Source organism: Nonomuraea thailandensis, from assembly GCF_024172165.1.
GTDB lineage: Bacteria > Actinomycetota > Actinomycetes > Streptosporangiales > Streptosporangiaceae > Nonomuraea > Nonomuraea thailandensis.
Window position 1 is genome coordinate 5321113 of record NZ_JAMZEB010000002.1, and the last position, 15249, is coordinate 5336361.

Below are 15249 nucleotides of genomic sequence, written 5' to 3' on the forward strand. Positions count from 1 at the left end.
CCCAGGGCTCCAGGTGGCGGGACACCTCCTGCGGCCCCGGACGCTTCAGGGCTCCAGGTGGCGGAACGCCTCCTGGGCCGAGCTGACGCTGCGCCGCAGCGCCTGCTCCAGGCGGTCGGCGTCGGCGGCCAGGCGCTCCAGCTCCGGCACGGCGAACGCGTCGGCCCCCGTCTCGGCGACCAGCTCCTCGTACTGGTGCACCCGGCTGCGCAGCTCCTCGATCTGGTGGTGGGCCACGTACGCGCGCTCGGCGTCGGCGACGTTGGCCGCGTAGCGTTCCAGCGCCTCGACCCGGGCCAGCACGGCGTCCTCGCTGTTGTCCAGCGCCCGCGCCAGCGGCTGGGCCACCGCCTCCACCTCGGGGGTGAGCCCCTGCGAGACGGTCTCCCTGTGCTTGGCGCGCAGCGCGGACAGCTTGGCCAGCAGCCGGGCGATCTCCCACTCCTGGGCGGGCAGCATCACCGCGTTGCGCACGTCGTCGAGCAGGCCCTCGGTGTTGACCCGGGAGCGCGTGACGGCGGCGATGGCGTGCTGGGCGCGGGCCAGGAGCCTGGCCGAGGACTCGTCGAGGTCGTCGGTGAGCACGTAGCGGCCCTCGTACCAGCGCAGTTGCTCGTAGACCTCCCGCTCGTAGGCGTCGTCGTCCTCCTCGGGGACGTCGTTGCGCACGAACAGCACGATCATCAGCGGGATGCCGAACAGCACCAGCATCAGTAACCCGAGGCCGCGGACGAACGAGCCGAAGCCCAGCAGCAGGCCGAAGAGGACCGCTCCGCCGAACCCCGCCATCATGCGGTGGTGGGTGCTGGAGACCGGCCGTCGTGGCCGGGGTGTCCAGCCCTGGCGCATCTTGATCAGGACCTGACGGCTCTCCCTGAGAAGCCGGGCGTCGTCGGGTGGTACTTCGGGGTCTACTACCACATCCGCCACGAATCCGGATCCTAAGCGAAGTCAGCTACTTAGGTGGCGAAAAGCCTCATGCGCCGAGCTGACGCTGTCGCGCAGCGCCTGCTCGAGGCGGTCGGCGTCGTCCGACAGCCGGCTCAGCTCCGGCACCGCCGAGCCGTCCGCGCCCGACTCCGCCAGCAGTTCCTCGTAGCGGGGCAGCCTGGCGCTCAGACGCTCGATCTGGTTCCTGGCGCGGTAGGCGCGCTCGGCGTCGCTCACGTGACCCGCGTACCGTTCCAGGGCCTCGACGCGGGCCAGCACGGCCTCCTGGCTGCTGTCGAGCGCGCGGGCGAGGGGCTCGGCCACGGCGGCCACCTCGGGGGTGACGCCCTCGGAGACCACCTCCTGGTGCTCGGCGCGCAGGTCCGACAGCTTGGCCAGCAGCCGGGCGATCTCCCACTCCTGGGCGGGCAGCATCACCGCGTTGCGGGCGCCGTCGAGCAGCCCTTCGGCGTTGACGGTGGAGTCCATCACCTGGTCGACGGCGACCTGCGCGCGGGCCATGAGCCCCCTGGCGGGGTCGTCGAGCCGGTCGCGGACGACGTAGCGGCCCTCGTGGCGGCGAGCGGTCTCGTACACCTCGCGCTCCCGGGCGTGCCGCCGCTCCACCTCGGCGTCGGGCCTGGGCCGCAGCAGGACGCTGACCATCAGCAGCGCCGACCCGGTCATGATCACCACGAAGGGCGTGTAGCGTTCGGCGACGAACAGCGCCAGCCCGTACACCGCCGCCGCCAGGGCCGTCACGGCGGCCGCCAGCCTGGCCGCGGCGCTCACCACCGGGGAGCGCCCCCGGTGCGGGGGCACCCAGCCCGAGTGGATGCGCAGGAGGAGTTTGCGGTTGTCACGAAGGAGGGCCGCGACGTCGCCGGGCACCGCGGGATCGACTATCACCTTCGCATGACGTCCGGGCACCTTATCGATCCTCAGTAACGTTCTGTCCGATGGGTCAGCTCTCCAGGTATCGGAACGCCTCGTGGGCGGACTCGACGCTGCGGCGTAAGGTGCGCTCCAGCACGTCGGCGTCCTCGGCCAGCCGCTCGATCTCGGCCACGCCGAGCCGGTCGGCGCCCGCCTCGGCGAGCAGCTCCTCGTAACGCGGCAGGCGGGCGCGCAGCTCCTCGATCTGGCCGCGGGCGTGGTAGGCGCGCTCGGCCTCGGCGACGTGACCGGCGTAACGTTCCAGCGCCTCGACGCGGGCGACCACGGCGGCCTCGCTGTTGACCAGGGCCCGTTCGAGCGGCTCGATCACCGCGGCCACCTCGGGCGCGATGCCCCTGGCCAGCAGCTCGCGGTGCTCCAGGCGCAGCGCCGACAGCTTGGCCAGCAGCCGGGCGATCTCCCACTCCTGGGCGGGCAGCATCACCGCGTTGCGGGCGTCGTCGAGCAGGCCCTCGGCGTTGACGTGCGAGCGCAGCACCGACCCGATGGCGCGCTGCGCCCTGGCCAGGACGAGCCTGGCGTCGTGGTCGAAGTCCTCGGGGAGCAGGTAGCGGCCGTCGTACCAGCGGGCCTGCTCGTACACGCCGCGGTCCTGCGGCCGCTCGTCCTCGGGGGTCTCGTTCATGGACGCGATCTTCACCAGGACGATGAAGACGTACGTGCCGAGCAGGACGAACCCGGCCGCCGTGGCCTGCGAGGCCAGCAGGACGGCCATCAGCGCGATCACCAGCGGGGTGGCGGCCAGCAGCAGCGCGCTGGAAGGGCTGCGGCGGCGCCCCGGCGACGCGGACGCGGGGGGCCGCCATCCGGCTCTCACCCTGGACAGTAAGGGGGCGTTGGCGCGTAACAGACCGGCCACTTCGCGTGGCACCTGCGGATCTACTACCACACCCACGTTCTGTCCTGGCACCCTGGCGCCCCCAACGCTCGTGATGTCTGGATATTACGTACGATTACGCCTCGATGTCAGCCTCCGAAAGGTCAGTTCAGGGAACCACCAGTTGCGATCACCGATCACCTCCATGGCGGCGGGCACCAGGACCAGGCGCACCACAGTGGCGTCCACCAGCACCGCGACCGCCAGCCCGACGCCCATGACCTGCAGCGCGCGATCGTCGAACGCGCCGAACGCGGCGAACACGCAGAACATGATCGTGGCCGCGGCGGTGATGACCCGCGCCGTCTCGGCGAGCCCGGCGGCGACCGCGCGGGTGTTGTCACGGTCCCTCAGGTACTCCTCCCTCACACGGGACAGCAGGAACACCTCGTAGTCCATCGACAGGCCGAACGTGATCGTGAACAGCATCACCGGCACCCACGCGTCGATCGGCCCGCCGGTGCCCCGGCCCAGCACGTCGAGCTGGAAGACGGCCACGACCACGCCGTAGGCCGCGCCGACGGACAGCAGATTCACCACGATCGCCTTGAGGGGGATGACCAGGCTCCTGAACACGGGCACGAGCAGCGCGAACGCGGCCAGCAGCACCAGGCCCACCACCCAGGGGAGGCGGCCGGCGGTGTGCCGGGCGTAGTCGAGGGCGGCGGCGGTGGAGCCGGTCACGAGCACCGGCTCGGGGAGGGCGGCGCGCAGGCGGTGGATGAGGTCGTCCGTGCGCTCGTCCTGAGGGCCGGTTCGGGGGATCACCACGGCCGTCCGCCCGCCGGCGGGGAAGGCCCGCGCGACGCCCTGCGTGCGGGCGGCCTGCGCGATCGCCCCGCCCAGGTCCTCGCTCCCGGGGCGGGCCACCAGGATCAGGGGGCCTGTCACGCCGGGGCCGAACCCCTGGGCGAGCAGGTCGTGGGCGCGGCGCGTGGTGTCGGTCGCCGGCCGGTTGCCCGCGTCGGACCAGCCGACCCGCAACTGCGTCGCGGGCACGGCCAGCGCCACCAGCGCGACCAGCGCCGCCGCCCCCGCCTGCCAGGGCCGGCGCTGCACGACGCGGCTCCACCGGTACGACAGCGGCACCCCGCCCTTCCGCCTCGGCAGCGCGAACCTGTCGATCCTCCTGCCGATGATCCGCAGCAGGGCGGGCAGGAGGGTGAGGGCGGCGAACATCACCATCAGCACCCCGCACCCGGCGGCCAGCGCCACCCCGCCGCCCAGCGACGGGCCGAGGAGCAGGATCCCGGCGCCGGTGACGATCACGATGAGGCCGGCGAACAGCACGGACCTTCCGGCGGTGCGCATCGCCTCCTCGACGGCCTCCTCCACGTCCTTCGTCTCCGGCTCCTCCCCCAGCGCGGAGCGGAAGCGGGTGACGATCAGGAGGGCGTAGTCGATGCCGACGCCGAGCCCGAGCATGATCGTCAGGTAGACCGCGAATCCGGGGCTCCCGACGACGTGGCCGAGCAGCGTGAACAGCGCGACCCCGCACGCCACCCCGATCACCCCGACGACCAGCGGCACCGCCGCCGCGATCAGCGACCGGAACGCGAACAGCAGCACCACCGCCGCGGCCACCAGCCCGACGAGCTCCGTGACGCCTCCGGGGGTGAAGCCGGCGAAGTCGTCGCCCGACAGCTCGACGGTCACGCCGGCGGGCGGGCGGAACTCCTCGCGCAGCGTCCTGAGCTCCGCCGCCGCCTCCTGGCCTGGGTGGTCGATCGGGATGGAGGCGACGGTGCCGTCCGGGGAGACGCGGCGCGCGCCGGTGTCCACGCGGACGCCGGGGACGGTGTTCATCCTGGCGATCAGAGCGATGACGGGATCCGATGCGGATGCGCCGCCCGCCGCGGTGGCGTGGTCGCGGGCATGATCACGGGCGGGATCACTGGCGGGATCACTGGCGGGATCACTGGCGGGATCACTGGCGGGATCACTGGCGGGATCACTGGCGAGGGCGGGGGCGAGACCGGACGGGGCGGAGACGACCAGCGCGCCCGACGGCTCCGGAGCCGCGCCGCCCAGGAGCTCGGCGGCGTGCTGGCTCTCGGAGCCCGGCAGCGAGAAGCCGTCGTCGGCGGGGGCCGGCCAGGTGGCGGCGGCCGCGATGAGCGCGGCGGTCAGGGCCAGCCAGAGCAGGACGACGAGCCGGCTGTGGCGGATGCAGAAGCGAATCATGCGGCGACGCTAGGAAGGCGGGGCACCCGCGGTCGTCGTCCCGCGGCGGGCCGCCGCCTACGCCGATCGCGGTACGGCCCGAGCACCCGGCCGCGCGTCGCGCCGTGCACGTCGCGCCGCGCGCCGCCATCCCGGACGCCCGGCCCCGCGTCCCGCGCCCGTCCGCCACCGTCCGGCGCCCGGACCTCTCGCGCCCGTGCGCCACCGGCGCCCGGCGCGGGTCACGAGGTCAGGTGGCCTCGCCCGGGCGGACGAGGCCGGTTTCGTAGGCGATGACGACGAGCTGGGCGCGATCGTGCGCGGACAGCTTGGCCATCATCCGGTTGACGTGCGTCTTGACCGTCAGCGGGCTCATGAAGAGCTCCTCCGCGATCCGCGCGTTGGTCTGCCCCCTGGCGACCCTGGCCAGCACCTCCCGCTCGCGCCCCGTCAGCGGCCCGAGCCGGTCGTCGTCCAGGACGGCGGGACGCGCGGTGAACTCCTCGATGAGCCTGCGGGTCACCCCCGGCGAGAGCAGCGCGTCCCCCCGGGCGGCCACGCGGACGGCGTGCCGGATCTCGGCCGGTTCCGCGTCCTTGACCAGGAAGCCGCCGGCCCCGGAGCGCAGCGCCTCGTAAACGTACTCGTCCAGGTCGAACGTGGTGACCACGACGACCCGCACGCCCGTCCCCGCCAGGGCGCGGGTGGCCTGGAGCCCGTCGAGCTCCGGCATGCGGATGTCCATGAGCACGACGTCGGGCCGCAGCTCACGCGCCAGCCGCACCGCCTGGGCGCCGTCCGCGGCCTCGCCGATCACGGCGAGGTCGTCCTCGGTGTCCAGGAGCGCCCGCAGGCCGGCCCGGACGAGGGGCTGGTCGTCCGCGAGCAGGATCGTGATCACGCGGGCAGCCGGGCGGTGACGCGGAAGCCGCCCTGCGGGGCGTTCCCCGTGGTGAGCCGGCCGCCCACGGCGGCCACGCGCTCGGCCATGCCGGTGAGCCCGTGCCCGCGCGGCGCCTGCCCGCCGTCGCCCCGCCCGCCGTCGCCCCGCCCGTCGTCGTCCACGCGTACGGTCACCGCCCCCGCCTCGTACGTCAGCGTCACGCGCGCCGTGCTGGCGCCGGCGTGGCGCATGGTGTTGGTCAGCGCCTCCTGCACGACACGGTAGACGGTCAGGTCGGCGGCGGGAGGCAGGGGGCGGCGCTCGCCCTCGACGTCGAGGGTCACCGGCAGGCCCGCGTTGCGCAGGAGGCCGGGAAGCTGCGCGGAGCCGGGCTGCGGGACGTGGTCGCCCTCGCCGGGGTAGGACGGCCTCTCCCGGGCCGTCCCGTCGCGCAGGACGCCGAGGACGGCCTTCATCTCCGACAGGGCCTGCCTGCTGGAGGTGCGGATGACCTGGAGTGCCGCGGCGGCCTCCGGCGGGCCGCCGGCGCGTTCGACGGCCTCCGCGGCGACGGCCGCGTGCAGGGCGATCACCGACACCGTGTGCGAGGTGACGTCGTGCAGCTCCCTGGCCACCCGCAGCCGCTCCTCCTGGGCCCGCCGCAGCGCCTCCTCCTCGCGTGTCCGCTCGGCGTCGGCGGCCCGTCGCTCCACCTCGGCCGTGTACGCCCGCCGCGCCCGCGACACCTCCGCCGCCTGCGCCACCGTCAGCAGGAGCAGCGTCCACACCACCACGGCGAGCACGACGTCGGCCTCACCGCGCGCGACCGCGACCGTCCCCGGCACCGCGACGAGGAACGCGGCTCCCGCCCATCCGGCCGCCCTGCGCCCGTCGGCGATGGTGGCGAACAGGGCGATCAGCGCGGGAATCGGCCACAGCGCGAGCGCGTACCCGAGCGTGAAGACGACCGCCGCCGCCCCCGCGCACACCGCCAGCGCCGCCTCCGGCCGCCGCTGCTGCCAGGCGAGCCCGAGCACGGTGACGGCCAGCAGCACGCAGCCGGCGGTGTCGAGCGGCCGGGCGTCGGGCTGGTTGCCGAACGCCATGGCGGTGGAGGAGTAGACGGCCACGCCCATGCCGCACACCAGGGCAATCGTCCGCATGGTGGCACGGTAGTGCACGCCCGCGCCGGCGGGCGATACCGCCGGCGCGGTATCAGGGGTACCCCCGCCGCCGTACCCATGACATGCGTCATACGGGCCCGGCTGACGTACGGCACTACACCCGCCCGGACGCGTTCCCGCAGGCTGGACGCATGACGGGAAGCACACTGGAGATGAGGGCCGTGACCAAGGACTACGGCCCGGTCACCGCGCTGGCCGGCGTCGATCTGGTGGTCGGCGAGGGCGAGACGGTGGCGCTGCTCGGCCCGAACGGGGCGGGCAAGAGCACGTTGCTGTCCATCGCGCTCGGGCTGCGCGCCGCCGGCTCCGGCACTGTCAGGGTGCACGGCCGCCCGCCGATGGAGGCGTTGCGGGCGGGCCGGGTCGGGGTGCTGCTGCAGGAGTCAGGGCTGCTGGAGGACGTGCGCGTGGGAGAGCTGGTCGCGGCGGTCGCCGGGATGTACCCGAAGCCGCTGGCGCCGGAGCGGGCGATGCGCGCGGCCGGCGTCGAGGACCTCGCCGGGCAGCGCGTCGGGCGGCTGTCGGGCGGGCAGCGGCAGCGGGTGCGGTTCGCGCTGTGCGTGGTGGGCGATCCGGACCTGCTGGTGCTGGACGAGCCGACGGTCGGCCTGGACGTGGAGGGCCGCCGCGCCCTGTGGCAGGAGCTGCGGGCCAGGACGGGCCAGGGCCGCACGGCCGTCTTCGCCACCCACTACCTCGCGGAGGCCGACGACTACGCCGACCGGGTCGTCCTGCTCGCCGGAGGCAGGGTCGTCGCCGACGGCTCCGTGGCCACGGTGAAGTCGCTGGTCGGCGGCAACGAGGTGCGCTGCACCCTGTACGACGCGGACCTGGCCGACCTGGAGATCCTGCCGGGGGTGCTGCGGGTGAGCGTGGAGGGCCGCTCCGTCGCGCTGCGCACGAAGGACTCGGACGCGACGCTGCGCGGGCTGTTCGCGATGTTCGACGACGTCAGGGACGTGCGGGTGGAGAGCGCGGACCTGGAGAGCGCGTTCGTGAGCCTGACGGGAGGGCGGAACTGATGGGGTCGTACCTGCGGCTGGAGCTGACGCGCGGCTTCCGCAACCCGATGGGGCTGATCATGACGACGGTCTTCCCGCTCGGGATCTACCTGGTGTTCACGCGGCTGCTGAACGTCGCGCCGGGCGGGGTGGACGACTTCGCGGCGTACGCGATGGTGTCGATGGCCACGTACGGCGCGATGGGGTCGGCGCTGTTCATCGGGGGCGCCATCGCGCTGGAGCGCTCGAAGGGGTGGCTGGCGCAGCTCGCGATCACGCCGCTGCCCGCGCACGGCTACGTCAGCGCCAAGCTGGTCAGCGGCGCGGTGGCGGTGCTGCCGAGCATCGTCGTGGTGCTGGCGGGCGGGGCGTTGCTGTCGGGCGTGCGGCTGCCGCTCGGCACGTGGCCGCTGCTGGCCGTGCTGATCTGGGTGGGCGTGCTGCCGTTCGCGGCGCTCGGCACCGCGTTCGGCTACGCGATCGAGGGGCAGGCCGCGAACCTGGCCATGATGATCGTCTACTTCGTGCTGACGATCCTGGGCGGGCTGTGGCTGCCGGTGGAGGCCATGCCGGCGGGGATGCGCGCGGTGGCCGAGTACAGCCCGGCCTACGCGGCGGGGTCGCTGGGCTGGCGGGCGCTGGACGGCCTGGCGCCGGCGGGCTCGTCGCTGGCCGTGCTGGCGGGGTGGACCCTGCTCTTCGCCGCGCTGGCCCTGTGGCGTTACCGTCGGGCACTATGACGGTCGCGGAGCTCGATGTCAGCAGGGGCCGGGCGGCGGCCCGGGTGGGTTCCGGCGCCTGGTTGCTGCTGGCCGGCTGGCCGCTCTGGTCGTTCCTGGGCGGGGGGCCTGAGCCGCCGGCGGTGGTGGCGGCGCTGGGGCTGGTGGCGGTGTTCGCGGCCTGCTGGCTGGTGATCATGTGGCGGATGCTGAGCCCGTGGGCGGGCACGCCGCGGCCTTGGGCGCTGGCGGGGCTGACCGGGTCGGCGCTGGCGCTGCTGCCGCTGTTCGGGGCGCCGTGGGCGTACGCGTCGTTCGTGTTCCTGATCAGCGCGTTCGCCGCGTCGCTGCCCACCCCGGCCTTCGCCGCGGCGGCGGCCGCGACGGCGGCGGTGGAGGTGGTGGCGCTGCTGGCGTACGGCGCGCCGGCGGCGCAGGTGTGGTGGGTGCCGCTGGTGATCGCGGCGCAGGCCATGGCCGTGTGGGCGATGAAGCACATGGGCCTGCTCGTGGCCCGCCTGAACGCCGCGCGCGTCGAGGTGGCGCAGCTCGCCGTGGAGAACGAGCGGCTGCGCTTCGCCAGGGACCTGCACGACACGCTGGGGCACACGCTCACCTCCATCACGATCAGGAGCCAGCTCGCCGCCCGCCTGGCCCCGGCCGACCCCGATCGGGCCGCCCGCGAGATGAGCGAGGTGGAGCAGGCCGCGCGGCGGGCGCTGGACGAGGTGCGGCACGCCATCGCCGGGTATCGCGCGCCGTCGTTGTCGCAGGAGCTGGAGACCGCCACCCGCAACCTGGGGGTGGCGGGCATCGAGGTGACGGTCTCCCCCGCCGCCGGGCCCATCCCGGCCGCCGCCGAGGCCGAGCTCGCCTGGGCCGTGCGGGAGGCCGCCACGAACGTGCTGCGCCACAGCCGCGCCCGCCGCTGCCAGATCCGCCTGCGCGTGAGCGGCGCCTCGGCGGCGGTGGAGGTCCGCGACGACGGCCGCCCCGCCGGAGGAGGCGAGGAGGCCGGCGGAAGGGGCAACGGACTGACCGGGCTGGCCGAACGGATCGGCGCCGCGGGCGGGCGCCTGGAGGTCGGCACGCTGCCCGAGGGCGGCTACCGCCTGTACGCGCAGGTCCCGGTGGAGACCTCATGATCAGAGTGCTCATCGCCGACGACCAGGACCTCGTCAGGGGCGGGCTGGCCGCGCTGCTCGGCCTGGAGGACGACATCGAGGTGGTGGCGGAGGTCGGCCGGGGTGACGAGGTGCCCGCGGCGACGCGCGCGCACGACCCCGACGTGATCCTGCTCGACATCGAGATGCCCGGCCTGTCGGGCCTGGAGGTCGCCGAGCGGCTGCGCGACCGCAGGGTGATCATCGTGACCACGTTCGGGCGGCCCGGGTATCTCAGCAGGGCTCTGGAGGCGGGCGTGGCCGGGTTCGTGGTCAAGGACGCCCCGGCCGCCGAGCTGGCCGCGGCCGTGCGCCGGGTGATGGCAGGCGAGCAGGTGATCGATCCCAAGCTGGCCGTGACGGCGCTGACCACCGGCCCGAGCCCGCTCACCCAGCGGGAGGCCGAGGTGCTGCGCGTAGCCGCCGGCGAGCCGACCGTGGCGGCGATCGCCAGACGGCTGTTCCTGACGGAGGGCACGGTGCGCAACTACCTGTCCTCGGCCATCGGCAAGACGGGGGCGCGCAACCGCGCGGAGGCCGTACGGGTGGCGGAGGAACGCGGCTGGCTCTGACGCGAACCCCGCTAACCTGCCGGATGAGGTGGTTATGTCGGCGTTATGCCGGGACGACCACACTGAACGGCATTTGAAGATCTTTGGGGGCGCGGTGCGTGTTCTGATCGCCGAGGACGAGCGCATGCTCGCCGACTCGATCGCCGAGGGGTTGCGCGGGGAGGCGCTGGCCGTGGACGTGGCCTACGACGGCGAGGCGGCGCTGGAGCGGCTCGGGGTGCACGACTACGACGTGCTGATCCTCGACCGGGACCTGCCGGGCACGCACGGCGACGAGGTGTGCAGGGCCGTGGTGGAGCACGGCTGGCTGGTGCGGGTGCTCATGCTGACGGCGGCCTCCGACGTGCGGGCCAGGGTGGCGGGGCTGTCGCTGGGTGCCGACGACTACCTGCCCAAGCCGTTCGCGTTCGAGGAGCTGGTGGCGCGGGTGCACGCGCTGGGTCGGCGGGCGCGCAGGGCGGACCCGCCGATGCTGGAGCGGGCGGGGGTGCGGCTGGACTGGGCGCACCGGCAGGTGTTCCGCGACGGCCGGTACGTGCCGCTGGCCCGCAAGGAGTTCGGCGTGCTGGCCGAGCTGCTGCGGGCCCAGGGGGCGGTGGTGTCGGCGGAGACGCTGCTGGAGAAGGTGTGGGACGAGCACATCGACCCGTTCACGAACACCGTGCGCACGACCATGATGAAGCTGCGCAAGAAGCTCGGCGAGCCCCAGGTCATCGAGACCGTGCCCGGGTCGGGGTACCGCATCCCATGAGCGTGCGCATGCGTTTCGCCGTGGCCTGCGCCGGCGTGTTCCTGGTGCTGGGCGTCGTCGTGGTGGCCGTCGTCTACTTCGTGGTGCGGCAGAGCCTGGAGTACCGCAACGGCCTGCTGACGCCGTCGCACATCCAGGTGCAGGTGCCGGCGCAGTACGGCCCCGGCTGGTTCGAGCGGTTCTCCCAGCAGTACGAGGTCGCCAGGAAGCGGGCCGACCAGGTCCGCGCCGTCTACCAGGCCGACACGCTGGGCAACGTCCGCCTCTGGGGCGCCGTCGGCGTGCTGGGCGGGGCCGGGCTCGCCTTCGGGCTGGGCTGGCGGGCGGCCGGATGGGTGGTGCGCCCGCTCAGGTCGGTCAACGACACGGCGCAGCGGGTCCTGCTGGCTCAGGACCTGAAGCAGCGGATCGGGTTCGAGGGGCCGCGCGACGAGATCAAGGAGCTGGCCGACACCTTCGACACGATGCACACCCGGCTGGCCCGCTCGTTCGACGGCCAGCGCAGGTTCGTCGCCAACGCCGCCCACGAGCTGCGCACCCCGCTGACGATCAACCGCACCCTGGTGGACGTGGCCGTGCGCCGCCCCGACGCGACCGACGACGTCAAGCGGCTCGGCGAGTCGCTGCTGCTGGTCAACGCCCGGCACGAGCGGCTCATCGACGGGCTGCTCGCGTTGGCCGAGGGCGAGCAGGCGGTGCTGGACCGGCGGCCGTTCGACCTGACGGACGTGGCCGAGCACGTCCTCGACCAGGCGGCGGGCGAGGCGGCCGGGCGCGAGGTGACCATCCACCGGCTGCTCGACTCCGCCCCGACGGCGGGCGAGGCGGTGCTGGTGGAGCGGCTGGTGCAGAACCTGGTGGAGAACGCCGTCCGGCACAACCACCCCAAGGGCGAGGTGTGGGTGACCACGCGCGGGCGGGCCGACCGGGTGGAGCTGGTCGTGGCCAACACCGGGCTGCAGGTGCCGCCGTACGAGATCGAGACGATCTTCGAGCCGTTCCGGCGGCTGCACGGCGACCGGCTGCGCTCGGACCGGGGCAGCGGGCTCGGGCTGTCGATCGTCCGGGTGATCGCGGAGGCGCACGACGGGACGGTGGTGGCCAGGCCGCGCGACGAGGGCGGGCTGACGATCACGGTGGAGCTGCCCGCCGACCCGTCCGTGACCTGATCAGCCGTCGGGGTGCAGGACGTCCTGGTGGATCTCCCACAGGGCCGACTCCGGGACGCCGGACTTGACCAGCAGCTCCCACGTCGTCATCCGGTCGGCCGGGTCGGCGAGCATCGCCCGCAGGAGGGGCTTGATCGCGGCCCGGTCGGCGCCCTCCTCGTGCCACATCGCGCCCAGCGCCCGGTGCATGGCGGGCGAGCGCACGTCCACCGTGCGCAGCAGCTCCGCCAGGATGCCGACGCGGTCGCGGAACGGCAGCGCCTGCCCCTCCCCCAGCGCCCGCAGCAGCAGGTCGAGCAGCCTGCGGTGGCGGGGCGCGTGCCCGGTGGCGACCGCGACGACCACGTCGCCCATCCCGCTGGGCTCCGTGCCGCCGAGCACGACGTCCTCCACCCCGTCCGTGACGACCCGGTGCGCGGACAGGGCGGTGACGAGCCCGGCCCAGCCGTCCGCGCCGAGCTGCCCCTTCCACAGGTGGGTCAGGGCCGACCAGCGCTCCAGGTGGTCGGGCCCGGGCAGGATCGACGAGACCGCGACGGGCTTCTGGGAGGCCGTGACGATGAGCAGGGTGAGGTTGGCCGAGTAGGCGGCCAGGCGGCGGGTCAGCGTGTGCCGCACCGGGCGGAAGCCGGTGAAGTGGCGGCGCGGCCGCTCGTACAGGGCCCGCCGCAGCAGCCCGGCCAGCAGCTCGGCGCAGCGCGCCCGCACCGCCGCCGGGACCTCCTCCAGCAGCTCCAGCACGAAGCCGATCGTCGGGCCCCGCTCGGCCAGGCACGAGTGGGACGTCACCGCGTACAGCAGGTCGTCGTCCACGGCCTGCACCACGGCCAGCGGCTCGTCGCCGGCCAGGCGGCGGCGCCGGTCGAGGTCGCGCAGCGCGTACAGGGTCAGCCAGGCCACCAGGAACTCGCCGAACGTCGAGTGCAGGAACGCGTGGCCCTTCCTGCTGACGAAGAAGAACCGCTCGGTCGCCTTGCGCGCCCAGTCGACGCGCTCTTCCTCGTCGTCCTGGTCGTCCTCGCCGCCGTGGCACAGGGCGGGCAGGTCGCGGTCGAGCTGCTCGTCGGTGATGACCTGGCTGCCGCGGGCCAGCATGGACAGCGCCACCGCGCCCAGCAGGACCAGCTCCTGGTCGATGGCCACCCGGCGGGCGCCGCCGGTCTCGCGTTCGGTGTAGTCGCGCAGCAGCACCTCGTACAGGCGGGCCCGGCCGAGGGGGCCGTGGTCGTGCTGCAGCGCGTTACCGCCCGCGTCGTAGAGCGCGAGCAGCAGCAGGAGCAGCGGCTGCCTGGCCATCTCGCCGTGGACCAGCGCCGCCTCGGCGGGCAGCGGCTTCAGGTCGCGCCTGGCCAGCAGGGCGCGGTTGGCCTGGTCCCAGACGTCGAGCCACTGGCGTACCTGGTCGTCGTCGAACGGCAGGAGCTGCAGCGCCAGCAGCCCGTCGGGGAAGCGGACGCGGTCGGTCACCACCGTGCGGCTGGTCACGATCACCGCGACCGGCCGCCCGAGCCCGGCCTCCCTGGCCTGGAACTCGCGCACGCGCTCCAGGTAGTCGTAGCGGTTGAGCCCGCCCTGCACCAGCTCGTCGAACCCGTCCAGCAGGATCACCGGCATCGCGCCGCCGCCCGCCGCCACCAGGTCGGCGTAGGGCACCTCCTCGCCCAGCACCTCGCCGACGGCCTGCTCGATCTGCCCGGTCACATCGGCGCGGGCCCGTACGGCGCGCAGCTCCACCCGGAACGGCAGGAACTCCGACCTGGCCAGCCGGGCGGCCAGCACCTCGGTCAGCTTGGTCTTGCCCGAGCCGGGCTCGCCCAGCACCAGCAGCGGCGCCTGCGTGGCGCGCAGCGAGGTGAGGTGCCCCACGAGGAACGCCTCGGGGTCGGGCAGCAGCCGCTGCCGGCCCCACCAGCTCCGCTCCGCGGGCGAGGACTCGCGGGTCAGCTCCGCGACCCGGCAGCGCGGGCTGAGGTAGCCCTCGCCGAGCAGCGGCAGGTAGACGTCCTCCGGCAGCTTGCCGGCCAGCAGGAGGGGCTGGTCGAGGGCGTTGGCGGCCATCCGGACCTGGTGGATCATCGGGCGGTCGCCGACCCGGGGCGGGGCCAGCTCGGCCAGCAGCCACGCCACCCGCGACAGCGCCGTGGCCGGCTGCGGCCGCTCGGTGACCAGGCTGCGCACCCCGAACTCGTGGCTGTCGAGCGCCAGCGACCGGTAGTCCTCGTCGTAGATGCGCAGGGCGTGCGCGGTCGGCGCCTCCGACAGCAGGCGGGGCAGCGCGAGCTGGTCGTCCACGGCCAGCTCGTCCCAGACGGACAGGCCGCCGACGTAGCCCGTCATGGCCTCGGACATGCGCACGTAGGCACGTTCCACGGCGGCGCGGGTCTCGCCGTAGGGCACGTGCGGCTCGGGCGTGGGCAGCCGCTCCAGCAGCAGGCCCGCCACCAGCCTGGCGTACCGCTCGGCCGTCGGCACGCCGTGGGAGATGCGCTCGCCGCGGTCGAGCTGGTCCAGCGTGAACGGCAGCTTCGCCTCGCCGAGCGCCTCGAACCAGGCCGCCACGACGATCGCGGCGTGCGCCGCCGCCAGCCGCTGGGTGCGGGTGAAGCGGTTCACGCCGCCCTTCAGCTCCGGCAGGCGGCGCACGACGTCCTCGCCGTAGGCGACGACGCCGTCGCGCATGTCACGCAGGCTGGAGGTGAGGCGGGTGCCGCCGGCCAGCGCCCAGCCGGTGCGCTCGGCCTCCGCGGCGAACCCGATCACCTTGACGAGCCTGCCGTCCTTGCATCCGAGAATTCTCAGGGCGTCGGCGTAGCTCGGGGTGTCGATCATGGCCTTCTCCCTGGGAGTGGGATGTCCCATCATGCGCTGTACGCCCCGATC

Annotated in this window: 13 protein-coding genes; 6 read left to right on the forward strand and 7 right to left on the reverse strand. The window is 74.1% G+C overall.

All coding sequences use genetic code 11. The annotated features are described in order from the left end of the window. Positions 1-45: 45 nt before the first annotated feature. From HD597_RS28060 to HD597_RS28085, 6 genes are all read right to left on the reverse strand, one after another. Positions 46-930 (reverse strand): hypothetical protein, encoded by an 885-nt coding sequence (locus tag HD597_RS28060; protein ID WP_253745840.1) that lies wholly within the window; start codon positions 928-930, stop codon positions 46-48. A 21-nt stretch (positions 931-951) separates the two neighbouring features. Continuing rightward, positions 952-1839, reverse strand: a complete 888-nt coding sequence (locus HD597_RS28065; protein ID WP_253745841.1) for an arsenical pump-driving ATPase — start codon at positions 1837-1839, stop codon at positions 952-954. A gap of 55 nt (positions 1840-1894) precedes the next feature. Next, positions 1895-2704 (reverse strand): hypothetical protein, encoded by an 810-nt coding sequence (locus HD597_RS28070; RefSeq protein ID WP_253745842.1) that lies wholly within the window; start codon positions 2702-2704, stop codon positions 1895-1897. A gap of 126 nt (positions 2705-2830) precedes the next feature. Then, a complete protein-coding gene (locus HD597_RS28075; RefSeq protein WP_253745844.1) occupies positions 2831-4948 on the reverse strand; it encodes an MMPL family transporter in 2118 nt (705 codons plus the stop codon). 229 nt (positions 4949-5177) lie between these two features. Continuing rightward, positions 5178-5828, reverse strand: a complete 651-nt coding sequence (locus HD597_RS28080) for a response regulator transcription factor (protein ID WP_253745846.1) — start codon at positions 5826-5828, stop codon at positions 5178-5180. Then, positions 5825-6973 carry a sensor histidine kinase gene (locus tag HD597_RS28085; protein WP_253745848.1) on the reverse strand — a complete coding sequence of 383 codons (1149 nt, stop codon included), beginning with the start codon at positions 6971-6973 and terminating at the stop codon, positions 5825-5827. The genes HD597_RS28080 and HD597_RS28085 overlap by 4 nt, the downstream gene beginning before the upstream one ends. A 152-nt stretch (positions 6974-7125) precedes the next feature. Between HD597_RS28085 and HD597_RS28090 the strand changes: the two genes are divergently transcribed. From HD597_RS28090 to HD597_RS28115, 6 genes are all read left to right on the forward strand, one after another. Continuing rightward, positions 7126-8016 (forward strand): ABC transporter ATP-binding protein, encoded by an 891-nt coding sequence (locus HD597_RS28090; RefSeq protein WP_253745849.1) that lies wholly within the window; start codon positions 7126-7128, stop codon positions 8014-8016. Continuing rightward, positions 8016-8735 carry an ABC transporter permease gene (locus tag HD597_RS28095; protein WP_253745851.1) on the forward strand — a complete coding sequence of 240 codons (720 nt, stop codon included), beginning with the start codon at positions 8016-8018 and terminating at the stop codon, positions 8733-8735. Before HD597_RS28090 ends, HD597_RS28095 begins: the two co-directional genes overlap by 1 nt. Continuing rightward, complete coding sequence (locus HD597_RS28100; protein WP_253745852.1) at positions 8732-9859, forward strand: sensor histidine kinase; 1128 nt, start codon at positions 8732-8734, stop codon at positions 9857-9859. The genes HD597_RS28095 and HD597_RS28100 overlap by 4 nt, the downstream gene beginning before the upstream one ends. Continuing rightward, positions 9856-10449, forward strand: a complete 594-nt coding sequence (locus tag HD597_RS28105) for a response regulator transcription factor (protein ID WP_253745853.1) — start codon at positions 9856-9858, stop codon at positions 10447-10449. Before HD597_RS28100 ends, HD597_RS28105 begins: the two co-directional genes overlap by 4 nt. Positions 10450-10543: 94 nt before the next feature. Continuing rightward, entirely contained in the window at positions 10544-11200 is a 657-nt protein-coding gene (locus HD597_RS28110; RefSeq protein ID WP_253745854.1) for a response regulator transcription factor, read from the forward strand. An 8-nt stretch (positions 11201-11208) separates the two neighbouring features. Continuing rightward, positions 11209-12369, forward strand: coding sequence for a sensor histidine kinase (locus tag HD597_RS28115; protein ID WP_253745855.1), 1161 nt, complete (start codon positions 11209-11211; stop codon positions 12367-12369). Here HD597_RS28115 and HD597_RS28120 read toward each other — a convergent pair whose 3' ends face one another. Continuing rightward, positions 12370-15198, reverse strand: coding sequence for an NACHT domain-containing protein (locus HD597_RS28120; RefSeq protein WP_253745856.1), 2829 nt, complete (start codon positions 15196-15198; stop codon positions 12370-12372). Positions 15199-15249: the final 51 nt, after the last annotated feature.